This is a genomic window from Thalassotalea sp. SU-HH00458, assembly GCF_040362795.1.
Taxonomy (GTDB): Bacteria; Pseudomonadota; Gammaproteobacteria; order Enterobacterales; family Alteromonadaceae; genus Thalassotalea_H; species Thalassotalea_H castellviae.
This window is the reverse complement of sequence record NZ_BAABWW010000004.1, coordinates 96,795-123,192: the sequence shown is the minus strand read 5'-3', so window position 1 is coordinate 123,192 and position 26,398 is coordinate 96,795. Positions and strand designations below refer to the sequence as shown.

The 26,398-nt window shown below is 38.6% G+C and carries 19 protein-coding genes; 10 read left to right on the top strand and 9 right to left on the bottom strand.

Features of this window, described 5'->3' with window-relative positions; genetic code table 11:
* Window positions 1–30: 30 nt before the first annotated feature.
* From prmA to purD, 6 genes are all read left to right on the top strand, one after another.
* A complete protein-coding gene (prmA, locus tag ABXH06_RS07555) occupies window positions 31–912 on the top strand; it encodes a 50S ribosomal protein L11 methyltransferase (protein ID WP_311584099.1) in 882 nt (293 codons plus the stop codon).
* A gap of 206 nt (window positions 913–1,118) precedes the next feature.
* Window positions 1,119–2,084, top strand: a complete 966-nt coding sequence (gene dusB / locus ABXH06_RS07550; RefSeq protein ID WP_311584096.1) for a tRNA dihydrouridine synthase DusB — start codon at window positions 1,119–1,121, stop codon at window positions 2,082–2,084.
* Window positions 2,085–2,101: 17 nt separating this feature from the next.
* Window positions 2,102–2,389 carry a DNA-binding transcriptional regulator Fis gene (gene fis, locus ABXH06_RS07545; RefSeq protein ID WP_303449805.1) on the top strand — a complete coding sequence of 96 codons (288 nt, stop codon included), beginning with the start codon at window positions 2,102–2,104 and terminating at the stop codon, window positions 2,387–2,389.
* A gap of 201 nt (window positions 2,390–2,590) precedes the next feature.
* A complete protein-coding gene (gene purH, locus ABXH06_RS07540; RefSeq protein ID WP_353517821.1) occupies window positions 2,591–4,192 on the top strand; it encodes a bifunctional phosphoribosylaminoimidazolecarboxamide formyltransferase/IMP cyclohydrolase in 1,602 nt (533 codons plus the stop codon).
* 287 nt (window positions 4,193–4,479) lie between these two features.
* Window positions 4,480–5,292: a class I SAM-dependent methyltransferase gene (locus tag ABXH06_RS07535; protein ID WP_353517820.1), complete on the top strand. Its 813-nt coding sequence runs from the start codon at window positions 4,480–4,482 to the stop codon at window positions 5,290–5,292.
* 116 nt (window positions 5,293–5,408) lie between these two features.
* Complete coding sequence (gene purD, locus ABXH06_RS07530) at window positions 5,409–6,695, top strand: phosphoribosylamine--glycine ligase (protein WP_353517819.1); 1,287 nt, start codon at window positions 5,409–5,411, stop codon at window positions 6,693–6,695.
* Window positions 6,696–6,772: 77 nt separating this feature from the next.
* On the opposite strand, the gene ABXH06_RS07525 is transcribed toward purD, so the two are convergent.
* Entirely contained in the window at window positions 6,773–7,678 is a 906-nt protein-coding gene (locus ABXH06_RS07525) for a TIGR03899 family protein (protein ID WP_311584081.1), read from the bottom strand.
* Between the two features lie 286 nt (window positions 7,679–7,964).
* Between ABXH06_RS07525 and ABXH06_RS07520 the strand changes: the two genes are divergently transcribed.
* Window positions 7,965–10,187, top strand: coding sequence for a bifunctional diguanylate cyclase/phosphodiesterase (locus ABXH06_RS07520; RefSeq protein WP_353517818.1), 2,223 nt, complete (start codon window positions 7,965–7,967; stop codon window positions 10,185–10,187).
* Window positions 10,188–10,292: 105 nt separating this feature from the next.
* Here the strand turns inward: ABXH06_RS07520 and ABXH06_RS07515 are convergent, their stop codons facing one another.
* On the bottom strand, window positions 10,293–11,468 hold the full coding sequence (locus ABXH06_RS07515) for an MFS transporter (protein ID WP_311584075.1): 1,176 nt from the start codon (window positions 11,466–11,468) through the stop codon (window positions 10,293–10,295).
* Between the two features lie 313 nt (window positions 11,469–11,781).
* Here ABXH06_RS07515 and fadB point away from each other — a divergent pair, with 313 nt between their 5' ends.
* Together fadB and fadA are read left to right on the top strand one after the other, a co-directional pair.
* The gene (fadB, locus tag ABXH06_RS07510; RefSeq protein ID WP_353517817.1) at window positions 11,782–13,941 is read left to right on the top strand and encodes a fatty acid oxidation complex subunit alpha FadB; all 2,160 of its coding nucleotides are present in this window, start codon (window positions 11,782–11,784) and stop codon (window positions 13,939–13,941) included.
* 9 nt (window positions 13,942–13,950) lie between these two features.
* On the top strand, window positions 13,951–15,114 hold the full coding sequence (gene fadA / locus ABXH06_RS07505) for an acetyl-CoA C-acyltransferase FadA (protein ID WP_353517816.1): 1,164 nt from the start codon (window positions 13,951–13,953) through the stop codon (window positions 15,112–15,114).
* A gap of 104 nt (window positions 15,115–15,218) precedes the next feature.
* Here fadA and ABXH06_RS07500 read toward each other — a convergent pair whose 3' ends face one another.
* Window positions 15,219–17,138, bottom strand: coding sequence for a DNA topoisomerase III (locus ABXH06_RS07500; protein WP_353517815.1), 1,920 nt, complete (start codon window positions 17,136–17,138; stop codon window positions 15,219–15,221).
* Window positions 17,139–17,328: 190 nt separating this feature from the next.
* Here ABXH06_RS07500 and ABXH06_RS07495 point away from each other — a divergent pair, with 190 nt between their 5' ends.
* A complete protein-coding gene (locus tag ABXH06_RS07495) occupies window positions 17,329–20,028 on the top strand; it encodes a M14 family metallopeptidase (RefSeq protein WP_311584061.1) in 2,700 nt (899 codons plus the stop codon).
* Window positions 20,029–20,097: 69 nt separating this feature from the next.
* On the opposite strand, the gene ABXH06_RS07490 is transcribed toward ABXH06_RS07495, so the two are convergent.
* The 6 genes from ABXH06_RS07490 to ABXH06_RS07465 form a co-directional block, all read right to left on the bottom strand.
* Complete coding sequence (locus tag ABXH06_RS07490) at window positions 20,098–20,637, bottom strand: GNAT family N-acetyltransferase (RefSeq protein ID WP_353517814.1); 540 nt, start codon at window positions 20,635–20,637, stop codon at window positions 20,098–20,100.
* 309 nt (window positions 20,638–20,946) lie between these two features.
* A complete protein-coding gene (locus ABXH06_RS07485; protein ID WP_311584052.1) occupies window positions 20,947–21,867 on the bottom strand; it encodes a manganese-dependent inorganic pyrophosphatase in 921 nt (306 codons plus the stop codon).
* Between the two features lie 155 nt (window positions 21,868–22,022).
* Window positions 22,023–23,039, bottom strand: a complete 1,017-nt coding sequence (gene cydB, locus ABXH06_RS07480) for a cytochrome d ubiquinol oxidase subunit II (protein WP_353517813.1) — start codon at window positions 23,037–23,039, stop codon at window positions 22,023–22,025.
* Window positions 23,036–24,445: a cytochrome ubiquinol oxidase subunit I gene (locus ABXH06_RS07475; protein ID WP_353517812.1), complete on the bottom strand. Its 1,410-nt coding sequence runs from the start codon at window positions 24,443–24,445 to the stop codon at window positions 23,036–23,038. The genes cydB and ABXH06_RS07475 overlap by 4 nt, the downstream gene beginning before the upstream one ends.
* Window positions 24,446–24,460: 15 nt before the next feature.
* Window positions 24,461–25,003, bottom strand: a complete 543-nt coding sequence (locus tag ABXH06_RS07470; RefSeq protein WP_311584045.1) for a GbsR/MarR family transcriptional regulator — start codon at window positions 25,001–25,003, stop codon at window positions 24,461–24,463.
* A gap of 238 nt (window positions 25,004–25,241) precedes the next feature.
* Window positions 25,242–26,210, bottom strand: a complete 969-nt coding sequence (locus tag ABXH06_RS07465; RefSeq protein WP_311584043.1) for a class 1 fructose-bisphosphatase — start codon at window positions 26,208–26,210, stop codon at window positions 25,242–25,244.
* Between the last annotated feature and the right edge of the window lie 188 nt (window positions 26,211–26,398).

The window sequence follows — 26,398 nt, the reverse complement described above, 5'->3', positions numbered from 1 at the left end:
GTCGCTAATATTAATGAGTAGAGTAAAAAAATGCCTTGGATACAGCTTCGATTAAGTGCAGATGAAGAAACCGCTGAGAAATATAGTGATTGGTTAATGGCATGTGGTGCTCAAGCAGTCACTTTTATTGATGCCAAAGACACCCCTATTTATGAACCGTTACCTGGCGACGAAGTCGTTTATTGGTCAAATACAGTGGTAATGGGGTTATATGATGCCAGTAGTGACATGGATAAAGCCATTGCTTACCTTCAAAGCATTCATCCTGACAAACAAGCCATGCGTTATAAACTTGAGCAGTTAGAAGATAAAGACTGGGAACGTGAATGGATGGATAATTTTCATCCGATGAAATTTGGTCAACGCTTATGGATTTGTCCTAGTTGGCGTGATGTGCCTGAGCCTGATGCCATTAATGTGATGTTAGATCCTGGTTTAGCTTTTGGAACGGGTACGCATCCAACCACCGCCTTATGTTTAACATGGTTAGATGGCCTTGATCTTACGGATAAAACCGTCGTCGATTTTGGTTGTGGTTCAGGCATTTTATCCTTAGCGGCATTGAAACTTGGCGCTAAAAAAGTGGTTGGTATTGATATTGACCCACAAGCGCTGCAAGCCAGTCGAGAAAATGCTAAACGAAATAACGTTGAAGATAGACTGGAATTATATTTGCCTGAAGATCAGCCTCATTTTAAAGCAGATGTTGTTGTCGCCAATATTTTAGCGGGGCCGTTGCGTGAATTAGCCCCAACAATTATTGAATTTGTAGGTGATAAAGGACTGTTGGCACTTTCAGGTGTTTTAGAAGAACAGGCTCAAGAATTACAACAAATTTATGGTCAATGGTGTGAAATGGATCCTGTTGCGGTTCAAGAAGAATGGGTGAGACTGTCAGGAAGAAGAAAGTAAAACGAAAACCGTCAAAATTTTTTTGTAAATCGTGTGCAGATTTTGTTAACTATTTGTACAAAATCTGCACACATCAATGGTTTGCAAAATGTCAATATTAAAATGATGAAAAAAAGTCATTTTTGTTCAATTTATATGCTTTGCAATCTGAAAAAAAACGCGTAAACTTAGCGCCCTTTTGAAAGGTAGCTCAAAAAAACAACAGCGTGAAGATAGGTTCATATTCTTTAGCGAGTAATACAATGCTCGCACCCATGGCAGGAATCACTGACCAACCGTTTCGACAATTATGTTGTCAAATGGGGGCAGGGCTTGCAGTATCAGAAATGGTGTCTGCTAACCCTAAAGTTTGGAAAACTGAAAAATCTAAACGACGTTTAATTCATGGAAATGAAGCTGGCATTTGTTCTGTGCAAATCGCGGGTTCTGATCCACAAGAGTTAGCTTTTGCTGCGCAAGTTAATGTTGATAATGGTGCTCAAATCATTGATATCAATATGGGTTGTCCAGCAAAAAAGGTAAATAAAAAATTAGCGGGTTCAGCGTTATTGAAAGAGCCTATTTTAGTCGAACAGATTATTAAAGCTGTTGTGAATGAAGTAGCTGTGCCAGTCACGTTAAAGATTCGCACCGGATGGTGTGACAATACCCGCAATGGTATCGAAATAGCAAAAATTGCTGAACATAATGGTATTCAATCCTTAGCTGTTCATGGTCGTACTCGCAACGACTTTTATAAAGGAGAAGCTGAGTACGACACCATTAAAGCAATTAAAAAAGCTGTTTCAATTCCTGTGGTAGCCAATGGTGATATCACCAGTGCTATAAAAGCATCACAAGTGCTTGATTACACAGGGGCTGATGCCATTATGATTGGTCGAGGAGCTCAAGGGCGTCCATGGATTTTCAGAGAAATTAATCATTTTTTTGAAACAGGCCAACTATTAGATCCACCCTCATTGGAAGAGATACGCTCAATCATGATTGAGCATGTAAATGGATTACACAAGTTTTATGGTGACTTTATGGGTGTAAGATTTGCCCGTAAGCACGTTTCTTGGTACATGCAAACGCTTGACCCAGAAAAACAGTTTCGTTCTATTTTTAATGCCTTAGAGTCTGAGCAAGAACAACTCGAAGCATTAACTAGATATTTTGATAATTTAATTTAAGAAAGAGTCTGAACTTTATGTTTGAACAAAATATTTCATCTCCATTCGTTACCGGTAACATGCAAACTCAAGCAGAGGCATCACCTTTACGCAGCCAAGCTAAAATTGCTATTAGCAACTACTTATCTCAATTAAATGGTAATGATGTTGACGATATGTATGACCTTGTACTTTCAGAAATTGAAGCGCCAATGCTTGAAGAAGTGATGAAGTATACTCGCGGTAACCAAACTCGCGCAGCTAATTTACTAGGTATCAACCGTGGTACTTTACGTAAGAAGCTTAAAAAATACGGTATGAACTAAAAACTCGCAGGTTAGCCTGCATTGAAAAAGCACCTTAGGGTGCTTTTTTACTTATTGATAGTTGAAGATGTTAGCGTATAAGAAAACTTTCACTAAACTGTACAAAGATCATCACGGACGAAATACCATTTTAGGTATAAATGCCAAGGACATATGTCAAAGGCCAGACCAACATTTATATAAAGGTTAATGAAAACAGCAATGGATACTCCACGCCCAATCAAACGTGCACTATTAAGTGTATCTGACAAAACTGGTATTGTAGATTTCGCACGTCAACTCGCTCAAAAAGGCGTTGATATTTTATCAACCGGTGGTACCGCTAAACTATTAGCAGATAACGGCATAAAAGTGACGGAAGTTTCAGAGCACACAGGTCATCCAGAAATTATGGACGGTCGTGTAAAAACATTACATCCAAAAATCCATGGTGGCATTTTAGCCCGTCGTGGCACAGATGAAGGTGTGATGGCTGAAAATAACATTGATGCAATTGATATGGTTGTAGTGAATTTATACCCATTTGCAAACACAGTAGCAAAAGCAGACTGTTCTTTAGAAGATGCGGTTGAAAACATTGATATTGGTGGTCCAACTATGGTTCGAGCAGCAGCAAAAAATCATAAAGATGTCACTATCATAGTAAATGCTGCTGATTATGATCGTGTTATTGCTGAAATGAACGATAATGACGACTCATTAACCTATAAAACTCGTTTTGATTTAGCGATTGCGGCTTATGAGCACACGGCTTCATACGATGGCATGATTGCTAACTATTTTGGTCAAATGTTATCGGCACATGGCGAAGAAGCGAGTGAAGTAAATTTCGAAGAAAAAAATAAATTCCCTCGTACCTTCAATAGTCAGTTTATTAAAACGCAAGATTTACGCTACGGTGAAAACTCGCATCAAGATGCGGCTTTTTATGTTGAAGCAAATCCTGAAGAAGCATCTGTGTCTACGGCGAAACAAGTACAAGGTAAAGCACTTTCTTACAACAACATCGCTGACACCGATGCAGCATTAGAGTGTGTGAAAGAATTTGATGAAGCGGCCTGTGTTATTGTTAAACATGCCAACCCTTGTGGTGTTGCTATTGGTGATAATATTTTAGCAGCTTATGAGCAAGCCTTTAAAACTGATCCTACTTCAGCATTTGGTGGCATTATTGCTTTTAACCGAGAATTAGACGCCGATACTGCCGAAGCTATTGTTTCACGTCAATTTGTTGAAGTGATCATTGCTCCAAGCATTTCTGAAGCGGCGGCTCAAATTGTTGCAGCTAAGCCGAATGTTCGTTTACTTGAGTGTGGCCAATGGACTACGCAAACAACGGGATTAGATTATAAACGCGTAAATGGCGGTTTATTAGTACAAGATCGAGACCAAGGAAAAGTAGCCGCAAGCGATTTAAAAGTGGTGACTAAACGTCAACCAACAGAAGATGAAATGCGCGACTTACAATTTTGTTGGAAAGTTGCTAAATACGTGAAATCGAACGCGATTGTTTATGTAAAAAATAGCATGACAATAGGTGTAGGTGCCGGGCAAATGAGCCGTGTTTATTCTGCTAAAGTTGCGGGCATTAAAGCCGCAGATGAAAACTTAGAAGTGGCTGGTTCTGTAATGGCGTCTGACGCTTTCTTCCCATTCCGTGATGGCCTAGATGCTGCTGCTGAAGCAGGTATTACCGCGGTGATTCAACCAGGTGGTTCAATGCGTGATGACGAAGTAATCGCCGCTGCAGACGAACATAACATAGCAATGGTGTTCACCGGAATGCGTCACTTCCGTCACTAATTTTCAGCTGTTGTCGTTAAATAGAACTACTTTCATTGTTGAAAGTGCTCACCTAGTAAACTAGGCTCCGCGCTTCCGCCTTGAAATTAGTTCTATTAACTTAAACAGCTAATAAATTAGAAATACAGCAAAGATGGTTAAGCTAAATAAACAAAAGTACATACTTTGTTTGCGGTGAAGACATTATTTTTCTCGGTGAGTGAATGAATATCATTCTGTGCTAGTTCTTATAATCTGTTATAAATAGTTTAGTATTACATTCACATTAATCATTTATGGAAGATCACATGAAAACAATAAAAACCTTTATCGCCGCATCACTTGTTAGTTTATCAATGGCATCAGTTAGTTATGTTCAAGCGGGCAGTGATGAATTAGCCCACGCTATTGCTGGTGAGCATCGCTCTGCAGAAAACAAAGCACGTGATCAATATCGTCACCCTAAAGAAACTCTAGAATTCTTAGGCTTTCAGCCAACTATGACCGTGGTTGAAATTACCCCCGGTGGTGGTTGGTATACTGAAATTTTGGCTCCCGCATTGAAAGGTACTGGCAAATTAATTGGCGCGCACTACCCAGATACAGGTGAAGACAATTATTACAGTAACTCTCGAAAACGATTAGAAAAGAAACTGGCTAGTAATGATGTGTTTAGCGAAGTGGAATTGTCGAATTTTGTTCCGAAAAAAGCCAGTGAGTTAGCGCCTGCTGGAACAGCAGATATGGTATTAACTTTCCGTAATTTACATAACTGGGGTGAAGAGGGCGTTCAACAAGTTTTTATTGATGCTTTTAAGGCGCTAAAACCTGGTGGTATCTTAGGTGTGGTTGAGCACCGTTTACCAGAAGGCGTTGCTGCTAACGATATGAATCGTGGTTATGTTTCTGTAAAAACTACTATTGCACAAGCAAAAGCGGCTGGTTTTGATCTTGCAGGTTCAAGTGAAGTTAATGCTAATCCGAAAGATAAAGCCAGTTACGAAAAAGGTGTGTGGACTTTACCACCAAGTCTTGCGTTAGGTGACAAAGATAAAGAAAAGTATTTAGCCATCGGTGAAAGTGACCGTATGACATTAAAATTTGTTAAAAGTGCTAAATAACTCATTTTAAAATAATAGTGCAACTAATAATTAGCACTCATAAATAATGGCTCAATATTTTAAAGCGAATAAAATGTTGGGCCAGTTTTTTACATCAATTTTAGGAAAATAGTTAAATGAATGTTTTGGTAATTGGTAGTGGTGGTCGTGAACATGCATTGGCATGGAAAGCTGCACAATCTTCTCAAGTCGAAAAAGTGTTTGTTGCTCCAGGAAATGCGGGTACTGCAACTGAGAGTAAATTAGAGAATGTTGCAATATCAGTAGGTGACATACCTGCCTTAGTTGAATTTGCTAAAACTCAAAACATTACCTTAACAATTGTTGGTCCAGAACAACCGCTAGTCGATGGTGTTGTTGATGCGTTTCAAGCACAAGGGTTAACTATTTTTGGTCCTAGTGCTAAAGCGGCTCAGCTTGAAGGATCTAAGGCATTCACTAAAGATTTTCTTGCAAGAAATAATATCCCTACAGGTTGGTACCAAAATTTCACTGAAATAGAACCTGCGTTAGCATATGTGCGCGAAAAAGGTGCGCCAATTGTAATTAAGGCTGATGGTTTAGCGGCAGGTAAAGGTGTAATTGTCGCCATGACCTTAACAGAAGCTGAAGATGCGATTAAAGATATGTTAGCGGGCAACGCTTTTGGTGATGCTGGACATCGTGTTGTTATCGAAGAATTTTTAGCGGGTGAAGAAGCAAGCTTTATTGTCATGGTTGACGGAACAAATGTCCTTGCGATGGCCACTAGCCAAGATCATAAACGTGCTTTCAATAATGATGAAGGTCCAAATACTGGCGGTATGGGAGCTTATTCTCCAGCGCCTGTTGTTACGACAGAAATTCATCAACGTATTATGAATGAAGTGATATATCCGACCGTTGAAGGTATGGCAAAAGAAGAGGCTCCTTATACCGGCTTTTTATACGCAGGTTTGATGATTGATGCTGACGGCACACCAAAAGTGATTGAGTATAATTGCCGATTTGGTGATCCAGAAACACAGCCAATTATGATGCGTTTGAAAACCGATATCGTTGAACTTTGTTTATCTGCTTGTAAAGGCGAATTAGACAAAGCGACGATAGATTTTGATCCTCGTCCTGCCGTTGGTGTTGTATTAGCGGCTGGCGGATACCCAGGTAGTTATGCGAAAGGTAAAGTGATCAGTGGTTTAGACACTAATGTAAAAGCAGATAGAAAAACCTTCCATGCCGGTACCGCAAATGACAAGGGTGAAGTAGTTACGGCAGGTGGCCGAGTACTTTGTGCCACGGCATTAGGACAAACTGTCACTGAAGCACAAAAAGCTGCTTATGAATTATTGCATGAGATTAGCTGGGAAGACGTGCAATTTAGAACGGATATTGCTTACCGTGCAATCGCTCGTGAGCAAAGTTAACCATTAAACTAGCATCACTTTAAGTTGAAGAGTTTGATTAAAAATCCGATGTATATGCATCGGATTTTTTATGCAGTTTAATAATTGACTTGAAACAAGCTGGAAGTTTCTTGTTTTAAAAGGTGCAGATATTTTTTCTCTGGATTGTCAGCAATCAATTGAGCTAATTCAGTACCGATTGGCGTAAACTTATAAAAAGTTAGTAAGCTATTATTTTTATTTGCTTTTAGCGATAAATTTATGCCGTTGAAGACAAATGAAATATTCTCACCAGCAGCAATAGGAGCTGTTTCTGTTTCTTGAATAAAAATAAGGTGATTATCTGCCAAAGTGAGTAGCTCTGCATATGAAAGACCAAATGGACTTAAATTTATTCTGTGCTCTCTATCTTTACTAAAAAAATTAAATAATCCAGGCGTTTGAGAAGCGCCTGAAATAATACGCATACTTTTATTTGATTGATCTTTTATTGCAATCGCACACGCTTTAGCGAGCAATTTAGCTTCGTTAATACTCATTGTTTTGAATGCTTGTAACGATTTAAGCGAAAAACTACCCGGCGATGATATTTCACCGGCTAAAATTTTTGCCCATAAATCTTGCATAGTTTTATTGCTAACATCTTCGGCCAAATTAATAAAATTATTAAACCAATCTTGATCGGCTCGGTCGGCGACTTCTTCATCCGAGCAATATTGAATAGCTCGTTGAATAATATGTTCGAGGTTTTGCTGTTTTCTTAAATGTGTGATGCGCTCTCGTTTTTTAGATCTTTCTTCTATTGGAGGTTGCTTTTCAAGCGGAAGTAAAGCGCCATCAATGACAAATTGTTTAGCTAATCCCATCAGTTGCATTTGCGTAGAAGGGTTAGCAGCACTTTGAGTCTGACTTTTCGTGTTCTTTTCAGGTGCGGTTATCACTGACTTTTCATTTTCTACTGACAGGGTGATTGGGCTAGCGGTTGAAGTTTTGCTGACTTTCATTCTAACGTCCTAAGGTACGCCAATAGTACATTTATTATTTTAGTATCACTTTGATTATTTAATTTGTCTATCACTAAAAATTTTTATAGGCAATTATCGATAATTCACCTAATATTTACTTGTTAGTGTGAAACACTGAAAAATTAATCATTAATTATGAATGATTTGTTGAATATTCTGTCACTCACTTTTATTATGTTACTATGGGTCTTGGAACCAAGAATAAAAAAACTAGTTAAAAGTCACTGAAATTAAAATGGTTTAATTGCCATTTCTTGAGGATTATATGCAGGCTTCTGAGGAAACTAACGACGATTTTTTGTTTATCGATGATAGTGATGAAGATGAAATACTAGAGAACTCAACAAGCAATACTTGGAAAGTATTAATTGTTGATGATGATCCCGAAATACACTCGGTCACTCAGCTTGCGTTGTCAGACCTAGTCGTTTTAGGTCAACGTTTAGAATATATTCATGCCTACTCAGGTAAAGATGCTTGTCAACAAATTGAACAACATGATGATATTGTCTTAGTTTTATTAGATGTTGTCATGGAAACTGATGATGCAGGATTAAATGTAGTTAAACACATTCGTGAAACGTTATCCCGTCAAGATATTCGTATTGTGTTACGCACCGGTCAGCCGGGCTATGCGCCAGAAGAAAGTGTCATTAAAGATTATGATATTAATGATTACAAAACGAAAACTGAATTAACCCGCCGAAAATTAGTTACTACTGTTTACGCTGCTATTCGCTCTTATCAGCAAATTGAAACCGTCACGCAAAACCGCATAGGTCTTGAAAAAATCATAGGCGCGGCAGCCGACTTATTAGAATTACATTCCGTTAAAGAATACGCAGATGGCGTATTATCACAACTACAATTATTAAGTGATAGTGAGTTTAGTGTATTTTGCGCTAGAGGGCAGGGGATAGTTGATGGTGCTGATGATTTAAGCTTATATATTTTGGGTCATCAAGGTTTGTCTGCAGATAAAACAAAACAGAAATTAGATGCACTGAATAATAATTTCGCTCAAAAGCAGATCACGAGCTGTTTCCAGCAGAAACAACATTTATTTACTGATGAAAATATTAGTTTATATCTCTCAAGTGGTGGTTTTAGAGCGGTTATATATATTGAGTTAAATAGCCCTGTTAATGATATTGATAAGCAATTGATCGAAGTATTTCTGACAAATATTTCAATCGGTTATGAAAATGTACATTTATTTCAAAAGCTTAGAGACGCGGCTTATAAAGATTGGTTAACTGATTTACCCAATCGATTAGAATTTGTTAATTTACTAGATGACTTTGCGCAAAGTAATGAGCAAGATTTAGTTGCTGGTTTAATCGATATTAATCATTTTAGTGATATTAATGATGGTTTAGGGCAAGACTTAGGTAATCAACTCTTATTAGCTGTCACCGAACGAATGAAAGCTATGGAGGGGAATTGTCAATTTGCACGAGTTGGCGCCGATGTTTTTGGTATTATTGGACCTGCTGATTGCCTCACCCCTGAAAATTTAAATAATTTATTTAAACAAGCCTTTTCTGCTGGTGAGCAATACTTACCCATCAATGCTTGTTTTGGTTTATGCCATAAAGATGATGCAGGCTCACGTGGCGTGAAAGTGTTAAATCAAATCAATATTGCATTAAATTTAGCTAAGAAGAGTAATCAAGAACATTTTGTTTATTATAAACAAGAAATGGAAGATAAAACGTTATGGCGATTAGGCATGATCCGTCAGTTACGTACAGATTTTGCAGAAAACCGTTTAGAGCTTTGGTATCAACCACAATTGAACCTCAACTCTGGCAAAGTGATTGGCGCCGAAGCACTTTTACGCTGGCGAACTGCCGATGGACAGTTTATTTCTCCTGCCGTATTTATTCCTTTAGCGGAATATTCTGGGCTTATTATTGAAATCGGTGATTGGGTAATTAAACAAGCTTGTAAGCAAATTAAAAGTTTAGAAAAACAATCATATAATGACGTTAGTATTTCAGTAAACGTTTCAATTCCTCAATTTAAACGTGAAAATTTTGTAAGCAGTATTATTGATGCAATAAAGCATTATCAAGTCAATCCAAGTAAGTTAGAACTTGAAATTACAGAAAACATTTTGATGGATGAACCTCAGATTGTTATTGATGCATTAAATCAAGTAAAAGCTGAAGGTATTAGTATCGCTTTAGATGATTTTGGTACTGGATACTCATCTTTAAGCTATTTACAGAAACTCCCGTTAGATCGCTTAAAAGTTGATCGCTCATTTGTTATCGACATTGCAAAACCAGGTCAATCAATTATCGCTGACACTATTATTAATCTTGGCAAACAAATGGACCTAAAAGTCATTGCTGAGGGCATAGAAGATAAAGATCAGGAAGCACATTTGAAATCTCAAGCTTGCGATGAAGTACAAGGTTTCTTTTACGCTAAACCTATGCCTGCTGATGAGTTCTTGGCGTTTTTAAAGAATAACTCTTAATGATTTCTAACAAAATGTAATGGGCTTAACACCTAGCAAACCCAATAAAAGTTGTGTCGTTTTTCTAAAAAATGACACAACTTTTTTTTCGGCATTTTTGGCGCATTAACTTTCTTGAAATTTAAGTTCAATGCCCTGTTTTGGTGTTGTTGGAATTAAATGCGCTAAACATAACGAACAAAAAGCAAAGCCAGCGCCGACATAAAATACCCAAGAAGAGTTAATAATCCATACCATGCCTAATAAAGCTGGAATTACTACTGCAGCAATATGGTTAATAGAAAAACTCACACCAGCACTTGAAGCAATATCTTCAGGTTTAGCAATTTTTTGAAAATAGGTTTTAATCGCAATGGCTAATGCGAAAAACAAATGGTCAATAACATAGAGGACGGCTGCGACAGTGGAGTTTTCAACTAAGCCATATGCGATAAACAGTGTGATCAAACCAATGTACTCAAATTTTAAAATTCGTCGTTCACCAATAATTCCAATTAATTTGCCAATTCGAGCGGCAAACAGCCAATTGAAAATATAATTTATTAGAAATAAAGCACTAATATCAGCCACGCTATATCCAAATTTTTCAACCATTAAAAAGCCAGCGAAAACAACAAATATTTGTCTGCGTGCACCACTGAAAAATGTTAAAGCGTAAAATAACCAATATCGCTTTCTTAGGATCAGTTTTTTATCTTGTTCAACATGAACAGGGAACTGTTTAAAAGTCAGGGCTAAGAATAAGGTAAATATTATCGCGATACCGCCAAATAAAGTGTAGGTGGCTTGATATGACCACGTAAATTTTTCCATTAATAGCCAAATACTGCTAAAAGCTAATAGAGATGCCGCAGACTTTGCCGATAACATTCTTCCCATGAAATGCGCAGTATTGTCTTTATTTATCCATTGCAGAGTTAAGGATTGATTAACGGTTTCAAAGTAATGAAACCCTACCGACATAATAACTGTAGTGATATATAAGCCGTAGACACTTGGAAAATAACCTGTAGCAGCAACGCCAAAGGCGGTAATAAATAGCGAAATAATTGCCAATTTTTGTTCTTTTACAAAAAGTAAGAGATAAATAACCGTAAAAGCTAAAAAGCCAGGTACCTCACGTAAACTTTGTAAGATACCGATTTCTTTCCCAGTGAAATGTGCTTTTTCTATAACAAAGTTATTAAGTAGTGCCATCCAAACAGAGAAAACGAGCGGCATAATAAATGCCATGGCAAGCAAAAGGTTTTCGGGGCGTTGGGTGATCTTAGATAAATTCATATCAATCTTGAGAGAAAAATAAAATATATTTTACGGTAAATCACCAGTATTACCTATTTATATTGTTGTTTATTTGTACTCGAATTTCATTATATCTAATACAGTTAATATATTTATTTCCATTAATCAGTTAGTTGTATAAAAAAGGTTGATTATAATCTCTATAACATAATATTTTTTCATACGTATATTTAAAACGCTTGTTTAAATTTATTGCTTTTAGTTTTCTTTCAAGGCACACTCAATCGACTATTATTAAAAGCACAACTATTAACCCCTAATTTTACGTTAATGAAAAGTGAGGAGACTAGGCATGTTATTTCAAGGCAAAAGCCTTTCTGCCAAGTTATTGGACAATGGCGTTGTTGAATTTAAATTTGACGCTGAAGGTTCGGTAAACAAATTCGATCAGGCTACATTTGAAGAATATAAAGCGGTTATTGCAGCGATTAACAACTGCGATGAAGCAAAAGGGGTATTAATTACCTCGGGTAAAGCTAACTTTATTGTTGGTGCAGACATCACAGAATTTTTAGAAATTTTCAAGAAGCCCGAAAATGAACTTATTCCTTGGATAAAACAAGGTTCTGATGTTTTTGATGCTTTTGAAGATATTGAACTACCAAAAGTCGTGGCGTTAAATGGTTTTGCGTTAGGTGGTGGTTGTGAATTTTCTTTAGCGTGTGAATATCGTATTGCCGATACAACATGTTCTATTGGTTTACCAGAAGTCAAACTTGGGTTAATGCCTGGCTTTGGTGGCACCGTTCGTTTACCGCGCCTTATTGGCGCTGACAACGCCATAGAGTGGATGTCGACAGGTAAAGCGCATAAAGCTGAACAGGCTTTAGCGGCAGGTGTTTTAGATGCCGTTGTTGCACCTGAAAATTTACGTGAAGCTGCTTTAACTACCTTACAACAAGCGATTGATGGCAAGTTAGATTGGCGCGCCAAACGTCTACCAAAATTAGAGCCTTTAAAGTTATCGCCAACTGAAACTGTGATGACTTTTACTACTTGCAAAGGCATGATCGCAGCAAAAGCAGGCAAACATTACCCTGCACCTATGACAACCGTGAAAACGATAGAAGCTGCGGCTGGATTAGGTCGAGAAGGTGCAATGGCACTAGAAAACCAAGGATTTGCAGCTTTAGCGAAAACGGATGCCGCGACCGCGCAAATTGGATTGTTCCTTGCGGACCAAGTGGTTAAAGGTAAAGCCAAAAAGGCTGGTAAATTAGCAACGAAATCCGTTGAACGTGCTGCTGTGTTAGGTGCCGGTATTATGGGCGGCGGTATTGCTTATCAATCAGCATATAAAGGCACGCCGATTGTCATGAAAGATATTAACAATCAAGCGCTTGATTTAGGGTTAACAACGGCTGCAGGTATTTTATCAAAGCTTGCTGATCGTGGTCGCATTAATGCTAAGAAAATGGCAGGCGTGTTAAACAATATTACCCCAACGCTTAGTTACGACAGCGTGAAAGACGTTGATATTGTCGTTGAGGCGGTTGTTGAAAATCCGAAAGTAAAAGCGGCAGTATTAGCTGAAGTTGAAACATATGTTGCCGAAGATGCAGTTATTACCTCAAACACTTCAACTATTTCGATCGATTTACTTGCCGAGAGTGTAAAGCGCAAAGATAAGTTTTGTGGCATGCATTTTTTCAATCCAGTCAATAAAATGCCTTTAGTTGAAATTATTCGTGGCAAAGAAACATCCGATGAAACAATCGCAACTGTGGTTGCATATGCCGCTAAAATGGGTAAATCACCTATCGTTGTAAATGATTGTCCTGGTTTTTATATCAATCGAGTACTATTTCCATATTTTGCCGGTTTTAGTCAGTTAGTGCTTGAAGGCGCTGACTTTACTGCAGTTGATAAAGTGATGGAAAAACAGTTTGGTTGGCCAATGGGTCCAGCATACTTGTTAGATGTTGTAGGAATTGACACGGCGGATCATTGTACAGGTGTTATGTCGGCTGGTTTCCCAACACGTATGGCAAAAATTGATAATGATCCTGTTAGCGCTTTATACAATGCTAATCGTTTAGGACAGAAAAATGGTGGTGGTTTCTTTGATTACGGTAAAGACAAACGTGGCAAGCCAACAAAAATTGCTGCCCAAGCTGCATATGATTTGTTTAAAGTTGAGTCAAAAGAGTTTACTGCCGATGAGATTATTGCTCGCTTAATGGTCCCTATGGTGAACGAAGTGGTTCGATGTTTAGAAGAAGGTGTTGTTGATACCGCCGCCGAAGCTGACATGGGCTTAATTTATGGCTTGGGATTCCCACCATTTAGAGGCGGACCAATTCGTTACTTAGAAACCGTTGGTTTAACTAACTTTATCGAAATGGCAGATAAATTTGCCCACTTAGGTGAAATTTATCAAGTTACAGAGGGTATGCGAGATATGGCAGCCTCAGGTAAATCTTATTTCACTACTGACGTTAAAACAGCTTAGGAGACCATCATGAAAGAAGTCGTAATTGTCGATTGTATTCGTACACCAATGGGGCGCTCTAAAGCGGGTGTTTTTCGTAACGTACGTGCTGAAGGGTTATCTGCACACTTAATGCAACAGCTATTAGTGAGAAACCCAAATTTAGATCCAGCATTAATTGAAGATATTATTTGGGGAAATGTTAAGCAAACGAAAGAACAAGGCTTTAACATTGCTCGTAATGCTCAATTATTAACAAGTATTCCCAAGTCTGTCGGTGCCGTTACTGTGAACCGTTTATGTGGTTCATCGATGCAAGCATTACATGATGCCACAACGAATATTATGGCGGGTCAAGGCGATGTTTTCATTGTTGGCGGTGTTGAACATATGGGCCATGTTCCTATGATGTATGACGTGGATTTTGATCCGGCGTTAAGTAAATACATCTCTCGTGCTGCGGGAAACATGGGTTTAACTGCTGAGTTACTCGGTAAACAACATGGTATTACCCGTGAACAGCAAGATGCTTTTGCTGCTCGTTCACATCAACGTGCTCACCAAGCTACACTTGATGGTCGTTGGGCGAATGAAATTGTCGCAACTCAAGGTCATGATGCCATGGGCGCGTTAACTCTTGTTGAACATGATGAAGTGATTCGTCCTGAAACTACGGTAGAAACCTTAGCAGGCTTACGCCCCGTGTTTGATCCTGTTAATGGCACAGTTACCGCTGGTACTTCATCAGCATTATCTGATGGTGCATCTGCAATGTTAGTGATGTCAGCGGATAGAGCAAAAGAGCTTGGATTAACACCGCGCGCTAAAATTCGCGGAATGGGGGTTGCTGGTTGCGATCCATCAACCATGGGCTTTGGTCCAGTGCCAGCCACGAAAAAAGCGTTAAAACGAGCAGGTTTAACACTGGCGGATATCGAATTAGCTGAGTTTAATGAAGCCTTTGCTGCACAAGCGTTATCTTGTGTTCGCGCGTTAGGTTTAGAAGACAGAGCTGATGAAATGATCAACCTAAACGGCGGCGCTATTGCCTTAGGTCACCCATTAGGTTGTTCTGGCTCTCGTATCACAGGTACGTTGTTGAACTTGATGGAAGGCCAAGATGTTAATATTGGTTTAGCAACTATGTGTATTGGCTTAGGCCAAGGTATCGCAACGGTTATTGAGAGAGTTTAGTATTTCTAAATTTTACACCTAATTGTTTTTTAAAGCTCACTGCGGTGAGCTTTTTTGTTTGCTTAAAATTGAACGGTTAGCGTGTTGATGAATTCAAACTAACTTTAGACAGCATTTTTCTTCCGCCTACGTTTCTTCATATAAGCAGGCTTTTGGCTTGATTTGATCCCTTTTAAAGAGGTGGGTAAATGGCTAGATGCAATCGTAACTAAATCATGTATTGTTTCGGATAAAGGCTGCATAAAGTTTTGATAAGTTGATTTTTTTTCACTGATGTTATTTAGCATAGCTTCCCATTGAGCGGTCATATCGGGGGTTGTACATTGCTCAGGTAATGCATTAATTAGTCCTTTGCCTGCATCTGTTGCATGAATTAGTTTTCCCTGTCGCTTTAAGAATCCTCGCTTAAATAATAATTCGATAATGTTAGCCCGCGTTGCTTCCGTTCCCAAACCATCAGTTGCTTTTAATATCGATTTAAGCTGTTTATCGGTAACAAAACGGCTGATGCCGGTCATAGCGGCTAATAATGTCGCATCAGTGAAGGCCTTAGGTGCTTGGGTCATTTTTTTCAACAAGTTACCTTGTTGGCAATGTAAAATGTCCCCTTTGTTTATCTCAGGTAAATATTGTACCGCATCAGCTTCATTGTTTTTATTTTCCTTTTTATACAAACACTTCCAGCCAATTTGCTTCGGGACATTTGCACTCGCTGTGAATAAGCCGCCGGCAATATCTAGGTCAACTTTCGTATGGTTATATAAATAAGCTGGATAGAATTGAGCAAGATATTGTCTGGTGATCAGTTGATAAACGTTCTTTTCAAAACTGTTTAAGGTGATGTTTTGTGACGGCTTTTCTGTAGGTATAATCGCGTGATGAGCTGTTATTTTTTTGCTATTCCAAGCCTTACTTTTTAATACCGAGTTGGCATTAATAGCGGCCTCGCTCAAGGGGCCATCTAATTGCGATAAATGTTTTAAAATAGTCGTTGCTTGTTGGTGCTGTTCGGCTGGTAAATATCGACAATCGGATCTAGGGTAAGTGATCAATTTATGTTTTTCATACAGAGTTTGGCAAACGTCTAACACCAATTTTGCATTCATTGAATATTGCGTCGCGGCGGCAATTTGCAGAGCAGAAAGGTTAAAAGGCAAAGGTGGTGGTTGCTGTTTTTGTTCTTTTTTAACCGTGCTAACCTTCGCTGGTTGATTTGTAATACGCTGGATAACGTTTTCAGCGAGGCTTTTTACTAGCACACGGCCTTCATCGTCCATATAAGGCTGGCAAGCTGCACTCGGTTGCCATGTAGCGATAAAGCTTTCGCTATTTTTTGTCTGAATATCTGCGGTTACTTGATAGTAAGGTTTGGCAACAAACTGGTTAATTTCATCATCTCTGTTGACCACTAAACCTAAAATAGGGGTTTGTACTCTACCGACCGACAACACGCCTTGATAACCTACTTTGCCGCCTTGAATGGTGTAAGCGCGGGTTAAATTGATACCGTATAGCCAATCGGCTCTACTTCTTGCTAAAGCAGACACGGATAAAGGCATAAATGCAGTATTGGATTGCAATTGTTGTAGCGCTCGCTGAACGGCCGAACGATTTAAATCACTGATTAATAACCGTTGAGTTCGCTTTTTTTTATCTTCATCAACATTTAGGTAATCGATAACTTCATCAATTAATAATTGTCCTTCCCTGTCTGGATCTCCCGCATGGATCAATTGGTCGGCTTGTTTGACTAATTTTCGGATGACGCTAAGCTGACTTTTCGTTTTATATTTGGGTTTCAGTTGCCATTTATCGGGAACAATCGGCAAGTGATCTAATTGCCACCTTTTATACTTGTCGTCATAATTATCAGGATCGGCTTGCTCTAAAATATGCCCAATACACCATGAAACGACATCACCATTGCCCACTTCTATAAACCCCTGATGTTTTTTATGAGGTTTTGGGAGTGCATCGGCAATTGCACGACCTAAACTGGGTTTTTCAGCAAGATAAAGCTTCATGAAATCGTTAAACTTTGACAAATAAGCATAGTGTAATTTAATACTGGTTATATATCCAGTTGGTTGGGTTTTTTAATAAAAAATAAGGGTCATTTATAACGACTTTATCCGTTTGTCAGTTTTAGTGTTGATAAAATACAAACTTAACGATAGGTTAGTGGCATCTTTTTTTCTTCGGACTTTTTATCACATGATATTCAAATATTTATCATTTATTTGCTCAGTACTGATTACTTTGCTTATTTCTGTAAATTCGTTTGCTAACTCAGCTTCAAGCAAAATGTGGCCAGGTAGCGAATACCGCGATTCTATCCCTACTTTTGAGAAAGTACTGGGCTACGAGGTGGGAGATCGCATTACGAATTACTCTGATATGCTGCGATATTTTGAAGCATTAGCAAGCGCTGAACCGACAAAAATAAAGCTGCTTGAATATGGTCGAACGTGGGAAGGACGAAAGCTAATATATGTGGCGATAGGTAACGCTAACAATATTGCAAACCTTGATGACTTTGCCAATAAAATGCAGCAGTTGTCAGACCCTCGAAAAACCGATAAAAAAACAGCGAAAAAACTAATTACTCAATTACCTGCTTCAGTATGGCTAGGCTATGGTGTTCATGGTAACGAAATAAGTAGTACAGATGCGGCAATGATGATGGCCTATCATTTATTGGCGGCACCTGATGAACCTACCAATCAAAAGATTTTAGCCAATACCTTAGTGTTTATTGATCCTCTACAAAACCCCGATGGGCGTACTCGCTTTACCAGTCGTTACTATTCAACGGTTGGTATGCAACACAGTGACGATCGTTTAAGTGCCGAACACAATGAGCCATGGCCAAGTGGTCGTTCCAATCATTACTTGTTTGATATGAACCGAGACTGGTTAGCCATCACACAACCTGAAACAGCCGGTAGAATTAAAACAATCAATAAATACCGTCCATTAGTGGTGATTGATTTGCATGAGATGGGCGGTGATCAAAGTTATTACTTTTCACCTTCCGCTCAACCGTTTAATCCTCATATGACCAAAACGCAAATAGATAATATTGCTATTGTCGGTCGCAATAACGGTAAACACTTTGACCGTTTAGGTTTTGACTTTTTCACCCGTGAAATATTTGATGCTTTTTACCCTGGTTATGGCGATAGTTGGCCAACCTTTTATGGTGCGTCGGCCTCAACCTATGAAGTTTCTTCATCAAGAGGTGAATTATATAAAAAGAAAACCGGTGAAGTTTTAACGTATTTTAATACCGTGCACCGTCATTTTGTGGCTTCTGTATCAACGGCTGAAGCAGTATCAGAAAATCATCAAAAGTTATTAAATGATTATTACGATTATCAAGTAAATGCAATTGCTGCAGGTAAAGATAAAAAAGAGCGTATTTATATTTTACCTAATCAACGTAATAAAGCAGGTACTCATCGCCTAGCTACGTTAATGGCACAACATGACGTTGAAGTGCATCGAGCGAAAAAAGCATTTAAAAGTTGTGGGAAAACCTACCAAGCGGGTGCTTACTTTATTGATTCAGCACAACCGAAAGGACGCTTTGTCACAACAACCTTTAGTAAACAAGTCGATATGGACAGTAAGTTCATAAAGGAGCAAGAGCGTCGTCGTAGTCGAAAACTACATGATGAAATATACGATACAACAGGTTGGTCATTACCGTTAATGTTTGATGTTGATGTCGAGCATTGCAATAAAGCGATAAAAGTAACGACTGAATTTGTGAAAGCTGATGATCACCTTGTTGGCCATGTATCAAATATTGATGCAACTGTTGGCTTCGTCGTTGAGTGGGGTGACATGGCGGCAGGTCGTTTTTTAACGGCAGCATTATTACAGGGTATTTCTGTTAAAAGTGCCGATAAAGCCTTTGTTTTAGATAATAAGCATCATTTCTCTGCAGGTTCATTGATCATTGAAAAGCGTGCTAATGACGACGGCTTGGCGAGCAAAGTAGAGCAAATCGCTGCTCAAACGGGTGCAAAAGTTATTGGCGTAAATACCAGTTGGGTTACCGAAGGGCCTAGTTTTGGTAGTGGCAATACTGTCAATATGATCGCACCTAAAATAGCGATGGCATGGGATGAGCCGGTAAGCTCACTGAGTGCGGGAAATTCACGATTTGTTATCGAACGACAATTTAATTATCCCGTAACAGCAATCCGTACGCCTATGCTTAAAAGGGCTGATTTATCGAATTATCAAGTACTTATTTTACCGTCGGGCAATTATATGGATGCGCTAGGTAAAAGTGGTGCTGATAATATCAAGCAATGGGTAAAACGCGGTGGAGTGTTAATTACCTTTGGTAGAGCGACTAAGTATGCCGCAGATCAAGCCATTGGTTTACTAGCAGTGAAAAGAGAAAGGGCCTTTAAAGCTAAGGCAGATAAAAAGAAGCCTGCTAAAGAGTCTGCCAAAGACTCAGAAATAGCTGGCCAGTTATTTACATCAAAAGAAAGTTTGATAAAGGCTAGCGAAAATACAAAAGAAAAACCCGATTTTGTCGCAGGCGTATTAGCCAATATTGAAGTCGATCAAGAGCATTGGTTAACGGCTGGCGTAAATCAAAATTTAACGGCAATTGCCTACGGGAACGACATATATACGCCAATTAAACTCGCCTCAGGAAAGAACGTTGCCTGGTTTAGCAGTGCTGATAATGTGTTAGCCAGTGGTTACCTTTGGGAAGAAAATAAAAAACAACTAGCATACAAACCTTACTTGATTCACCAACCTATGGCTAAAGGCATGGTCATTAGTTTCACGCAAGAACCGACGACAAGAGCTTATCTTGATGGTTTAAATGTTATGTTATTAAACACCATATTTAGGTCAGCGGCACATGCCTTACCATTACGGTGATAAAGCAATAATTAGTTAATTAATCAAGCCAGCATTCGCTGGCTTTTTATTTTTGGAAGTGAGCACTAACTAGTTGTTAGCTATTTGATAATACGAGACATCACATTCAAATAACGGGTCAATATGTCGATATGTTTTTAAGTAAGACATACCAATATTTTTCATAACACCGATTGAGCCTAAATTACCTTCATCGGCTATGGCACTAAAAGCGCGATAATTTTTATTTGTTGCCAAAGTGTTTTTGATGTGTAGAGCGGCTTCACTCGCGTAGCCCTTGCCCCATGACGATTGAAAAAATCGCCAACCGAGTTCAAGGTTGTCAAACTCAGGGTTATCAGAAAAAAAGTACATGGGCCTTACAAGTACCCAGCCAATATATTCATTGCTATCTTTGATCGATACTTGCCACAATCCCCAGCCTTTATCTGCATTTCGATAAGCCAGCATACGAGGAATAAACACGTCATTTATTTTTTCTCGCGAGGATATTTCGCCATTACTGATGTACTTCATTACAAGTGGGTCTTGGTCGAGCTGAAACAAAAGTTCAGCATCATGCTCGTCCATTAATCGATAGGTTAAACGAGGAGAGTGTTCAATGTTCATATAAGTCCCTGTATTTTTTAATTCTTACTGACTTAATATAACACGCTAACAATTTTGAAATACACCTGCGGCTTGTCGTACATACACGAAATTATGCTCCTGCAATTTCAACATACCGTAATTCAATGAGCATGGATGCACTAATGCCTTGAAAGGCAGGATGCCTAAGAGAGGCCTGAACATTGTCGTTTATTGCCATCCTTGGCACCACGACATACCGTTCATCCTGAACATAAAAAGCTCTGTAACGTTATTTGTCACAGAGCTTTATCTACATTTCTATTGTATTACGTTAAAACGATTGAGCCTCTACGCTAAAGATTCTTGTAACGGTGGTACAACTTGTTTTTTACGAGATAACACGCCATCTAACCATACTTTGCCATCAACGGTTGCTTTGCCATAAGCTTTTTCCGTTAAATCAGCATTGTCACTGACGACTAACATTTCAGAGCCTTCTTTCATGATGTCAGTTAACAGTAAAATCACACTGTGACGATTACCTTCTGCTTTTAATGCCGCAATATCAGCTTCAAGGTCGGCTTTCATCTCGTCAAAAATAGCTAAGTCAATCACTTCAAGTTGACCAATACCAATGAGCTTGCCGTTCATATCGAAATCTTTAAAATCTCGAAGCACTAAGTCACGAACCGGCGTGCCTTCAACAGCTGACTTCACTTTAAACATTTCCATGCCGACTGCTTGTGGGTCGTCGATACCGGCAATTTCTGCTAATGCTTCAACACATTTTATATCGGCCGTGGTACAGGTTGGTGATTTAAAAACAACAGTGTCAGATAAAATCGCACACATCATAGCACCAGCGATATTTTTAGGAATTTCAACGTTATGAAAGTCATACATCATTTTAATAATGGTATTGGTACAACCGACTGGGCGAACCCATATTTCTAAGGGAGTAGAAGTAGTAATGTCACCTAATTTATGATGATCAATTATGCCTAAAATAGTCGCGTCATCAATGTCATCAGGACCTTGGGTACGTTCTGAGTGATCAACAATATATAAGCTTTCACCGGCATAGCTCATTTTTAATTCTGGCTGTTCAAAACCAAACTTATCTAAAATAAATAAGGTTTCAGGTGAAAGTTCACCTAAACGTGCAGGTACTGTTTCTTCACCTAACGTTGTTTTTAGGTATGAAAGGGCAATAGCTGAACAAATTGAATCTGAGTCAGGGATTTTGTGTCCGACAACATAATTAGGCATGGTAAATCTCTCTTTCTTAATTTGCCGCTATTCTAGCAAAAACTTATCGAGAAGGTAAAAATTTACCAGCTGTTTTTATGCTTTTTTCGTTTAATGTATAAACCACTTATTACTGAGTTGATGCTTCACGGGATTATTTAACCCAGTAAACTCAATTAATAATTCAACTTAGTGGTTTTACCCCAAAATACTCGATAAGAAAAAATGGTGTAAGCTATGATAGTTGGTAACACGACAACGGCACCAACGAAAATAAACATTAAAGAATTACGGGCACTTGCCGCTTCCCATATGGTTATTTTTTGCCAAACGATATAGGGATAAAAACTATAGGCTAAGCCTATAAAACATAAAATAAAAATTAACGTGGCACAGAAAAAAGGATACCAACAACCGACATCATTTTTCATCGGCACTTTTGTTAAATAAATATGGACAGTGCCAAATAAACAAGCAAATAACACCGTAATTGGCACCATGATTAATATTTGCGGAAACGTTAACCATTTATCCATAATCGTTTGATTAAACGTCAGGTTAGTGACACAAACCGCAAAAATACCAATCGCCATTAATAAATTACATTTTTTCGCCCAAGCTGCTGCTCTAATTTGCAACTCTCCCTCTGTTCGCATGACTAGCCATGCTGCGCCGATAAAACAATAGCCTGCAGTAACACAAATACTGGCGAGCACAGAGAAACTATAACCAAATAGCGTGTCTTCAAAACCCGTTACATAACGACCCAACATATAGCCTTGGCTTAACGTGGCAAGTAATGATCCTGCTTTGAAGGTTAAGTCCCATTTTGTTTTATTTTTGCTTGGTGCTTTAGTGCGAAAATCAAAAGAAATACCGCGTAAAATCAGACCAACTAACATGAGAGAAGTAGGTAGATATAACGCTTGTAATATAATTGAGTGGGCACTTGGAAAAGCAATTAACAACAGGCCTATCGCCATTACCAGCCAAGTTTCATTAGCGTCCCAAAATGGTCCGATAGAATATATCATCGTATCGCGATGCGTTTGGTTATTTTGTAGCGGGGTATCTCTTGGTAGTAATACACCAACGCCTAAATCGTATCCGTCTAAAATGGCATACACTAAAAACGATAATGCCATTAACCCTAAAAATATCGCTGGTAACCAATCATTTTCTGGCATTATCATAAGGCACTCCCGGTTGATTCTTTAGTAGGCGCTTCCAGTAATTTTTCGTTTTGCATGTCTGAAAGTGTTAAATCTTTTTGTTCTAAATTAATTGCTCGATGTGCCATAACAAACAAAGTGCTGATATAAGCAAAAAGTACAAATGCATACACTAATGCATAGATGGTTAATGAAACGGCAATATTTTCTGGAGGTGTTGTGGTAACAGCATCTCGCGTTCGGAGTAAACCGCTGACTAAATAAGGTTGTCGACCAATTTCGGTAACATACCAACCCGCAATGGTGGCTACCCAGCCTGAAAAAGTCATCGCTATGGTGCTTTTTAATAACCAAGCAGGAAATTGTTTTTTATAGATAAAAAAGTAACAGCCCAACCAAGAGGAAAGCAACATTAATAAACCAACGGCAATCATAATACGAAAGCTGAAAAACACGGGAGCAACAGGTGGGTGCTCTCCTTTAAACTCATTTAGCCCTTTTACTTCGCCATTGATATCATGAGTTAAAATTAAACTCGCTAAATTTGGGATAGCAATTTCAAAATGATTTTCACGGGCTTTTCCATCCGGAATGGCAAATAATACTAAAGGTAACCCTTGTTCTGTCTGCCAAGCTCCTTCCATGGCAGCAATTTTGGCTGGTTGATGTTTTAACGTATTTAGCCCGTGTAAATCGCCAACAAAAATTTGTAAGGGTATGGTGATAGCCGCTACGAAAATTGCAAATTTAAGGGCCACTTTCGCGGAAGGTTTATGGTCACCTTTATAAATACGATAGGCAGAAATTCCAGCAACAAAAAAGGCAGCAGTAAGTCCCGAAGCTAAAAGCATATGCGTAACTCGGTAAGGCATAGAGGGATTAAATATAACTTCTAGCCAACTGGTAACATAAGCAACGCCGTCAATCATTTCATAACCCTGTGGGGTTTGCATCCATGAGTCAAGTGCGAGAATCCAAAAGGCTGACATCGTCGTGCCAATAGCAACAAGTAACGTGGCAAACGTATGAACACGCGCAGACACTCGTTCACTCCCAAATAACATGATGGATAAAAACGAAGCTTCTAAAAAGAAAGCCGTTAATACTTCATAACCGAGTAATGGTCCTGCAATATTGCCAACCGTTTCCATGTAACCTGGCCAATTTGTGCCAAATTGAAACGACATTGTGATACCGGTAACCACACCAATGGCAAACGTTAGCGCAAAAATACGGACCCAAAAACGATAAATACGTTGCCATGTTTCATCTTGAGTTTGGTTATAACGTACTTTAAAAAATAACAACATCCAACATAAGGCTATGTTGATAGTCGGGAAAAGAATATGAAAACTAATATTTAATGCAAACTGAATGCGTGACAGCATAAAGCTTAATTCATTTGGATCCGCAGCAACATCTAACATGGCGGTAGCACTCCGTTATTTACTTAAAAATCTTTCTTTGGCATCTAAAATTTTACCAACCCCTGAGCCCAGCTTAAGTAGCGTGGATAATTTATCTGAAGACATGTTTTGCAGCTCTGTGCTCCAAATTGTGACCATTTCCATTAAGTCATGCATGTCTTGTACACGTTGTTGAGTGTACTTATCTGCTTCGTTGGCGGGATCTTGTAACAGCGCATCCCTGAAGGTTGATAACGTTGGGTCTAATTCGCGCTTCCTTCTTTCAATAATTAAGGTGCGTGCTATTTCCCAAATATCTTTTGGTGCTGAAAAATACTCTTTGCGATCGCCTGGAATGTGCTGCAGCTTAATTAAATTCCAAGATTTTAATTCTTTAATTCCCATGCTGACATTAGAGCGAGAAATTAATAACGCATCGCTAATTTGATCTGCATTTAGTGGTTGCTCTGTTAATACAATTAATGCATACATTTGACCTAAAGTGCGATTTAGTCCCCAGCGAGAACCCATTTCACCAAAATGAGAAATAAGTGATTGTTGCATTGGTGTGACGGTCATAAGCTATCTCCCAAAAATAATTTTTAGTTATTTTTGAATTTTCAGTAATTTCTGAAAATTGTAAACCTTTATTGATTTATGTCAATTAAATAACGTTTTTTTTAACAGAATATCGATAGTTTTGCTGACACTTTAAGAAAAATTAGCCGAGCAGTTTTTAGATTTTTTGAAAGAGAGTAGTGAACTAAACCTGTCTGCATCATAAGTTAGCAAGTGCAGACAGGTTTATTTAAAAAATTTATTGGTAATAAGCTAAACAGGCTTCAACTTCATTTTTAGAGCCCATGATAACTTCTACGCGTTGATGAATACTTTCGGGTTCAATATCCATAATGCGTTGTTTCGAAGTCATAGCTAAACCACCCGCTTGTTCAATAAGGTAACTCATTGGGTTCGCTTCATACATTAACCGTAATTTATACGGTTGCTCTGGATTTTTACTGTCGGCAGGGTAGGTAAATATCCCACCTCGTTGCAATACTCGATGAATATCCCCCACCATTGCTGCTATCCAGCGCATGTTAAAGTTTTTGCCGCGCGGCCCAGTATCTCCGGCTAATAAATCATTAATGTAATTTTGCATAGGGGCTTGCCAAAAACGTTGATTAGACATATTCACAGCAAACTCTTTGGTGTCTTGTGGCACTTGCACATTGCGTTCAACTAGTAAGAAACCGCCATGGGTTCTGTCTAACACATAAAAATGCGTGCCTTTACCTGTTGTCATGACTAACATGGTTGACGGACCGTATAGTACATAACCGGCACACACTTGTTTATGACCTGCTTGTTTAAATTGCTCTGGATCATCAGCAGCCATGCCTGGAATTGCTTCATGAATTGAGAAAATAGTCCCAATTAATGAATTAATATCGATGTTTGAACTACCATCTAATGGATCAAATGAAACGAGAAACTTACCATCTTCATCACCGGCAACTGAATTATCTTCTTCTTCAGAAGATATTGCTTTAACAAATCCAGACTCCAACAATATATCTTTAATTAATTCATTGGCGACAACGTCAAGTTTTTTTTGTACTTCGCCTTGAATATTTTCATCTAAGGTTGAACCCAATAAACCGCCTAAGTGCGCTTGGCTTACACGAAAGGAAATTTCTTTTGTCGCCGCTAATATGGTTTTTATTAGGGAAATTAAATCTAATGAGACATTATCTTCACGTAAAGCTGGGGCAAGTCGTTGCATTGTTTTACCTAATTTTAAGATTTTTACTCGTTATTGAGTAAATTGTATATTATATTTATTTGGCTTTATTGAACCTTTACTGTTCATGTAAAGCAGGTGCGTTAAATCGTCAGATGCGAAAAACTAATTTCTTAAATGGTATATAACCGAAAATTACCTATTTTCATTTTGACGTTCATCTTAATTAT

Coding starts and splice junctions, on each gene's coding strand:
- prmA (WP_311584099.1), top strand. CDS start 31: ATGCCTTGGATACAGCTTCGATTAAGTGCAGATGAAGAAACCGCTGAG.
- fis (WP_303449805.1), top strand. CDS start 2,102: ATGTTTGAACAAAATATTTCATCTCCATTCGTTACCGGTAACATGCAA.
- purH (WP_353517821.1), top strand. CDS start 2,591: ATGGATACTCCACGCCCAATCAAACGTGCACTATTAAGTGTATCTGAC.
- ABXH06_RS07535 (WP_353517820.1), top strand. CDS start 4,480: ATGAAAACAATAAAAACCTTTATCGCCGCATCACTTGTTAGTTTATCA.
- purD (WP_353517819.1), top strand. CDS start 5,409: ATGAATGTTTTGGTAATTGGTAGTGGTGGTCGTGAACATGCATTGGCA.
- ABXH06_RS07525 (WP_311584081.1), bottom strand. CDS start 7,678: ATGAAAGTCAGCAAAACTTCAACCGCTAGCCCAATCACCCTGTCAGTA.
- ABXH06_RS07520 (WP_353517818.1), top strand. CDS start 7,965: ATGCAGGCTTCTGAGGAAACTAACGACGATTTTTTGTTTATCGATGAT.
- ABXH06_RS07515 (WP_311584075.1), bottom strand. CDS start 11,468: ATGAATTTATCTAAGATCACCCAACGCCCCGAAAACCTTTTGCTTGCC.
- fadB (WP_353517817.1), top strand. CDS start 11,782: ATGTTATTTCAAGGCAAAAGCCTTTCTGCCAAGTTATTGGACAATGGC.
- fadA (WP_353517816.1), top strand. CDS start 13,951: ATGAAAGAAGTCGTAATTGTCGATTGTATTCGTACACCAATGGGGCGC.
- ABXH06_RS07500 (WP_353517815.1), bottom strand. CDS start 17,138: ATGAAGCTTTATCTTGCTGAAAAACCCAGTTTAGGTCGTGCAATTGCC.
- ABXH06_RS07495 (WP_311584061.1), top strand. CDS start 17,329: ATGATATTCAAATATTTATCATTTATTTGCTCAGTACTGATTACTTTG.
- ABXH06_RS07490 (WP_353517814.1), bottom strand. CDS start 20,637: ATGAACATTGAACACTCTCCTCGTTTAACCTATCGATTAATGGACGAG.
- ABXH06_RS07485 (WP_311584052.1), bottom strand. CDS start 21,867: ATGCCTAATTATGTTGTCGGACACAAAATCCCTGACTCAGATTCAATT.
- cydB (WP_353517813.1), bottom strand. CDS start 23,039: ATGATAATGCCAGAAAATGATTGGTTACCAGCGATATTTTTAGGGTTA.
- ABXH06_RS07475 (WP_353517812.1), bottom strand. CDS start 24,445: ATGTTAGATGTTGCTGCGGATCCAAATGAATTAAGCTTTATGCTGTCA.
- ABXH06_RS07470 (WP_311584045.1), bottom strand. CDS start 25,003: ATGACCGTCACACCAATGCAACAATCACTTATTTCTCATTTTGGTGAA.
- ABXH06_RS07465 (WP_311584043.1), bottom strand. CDS start 26,210: ATGCAACGACTTGCCCCAGCTTTACGTGAAGATAATGTCTCATTAGAT.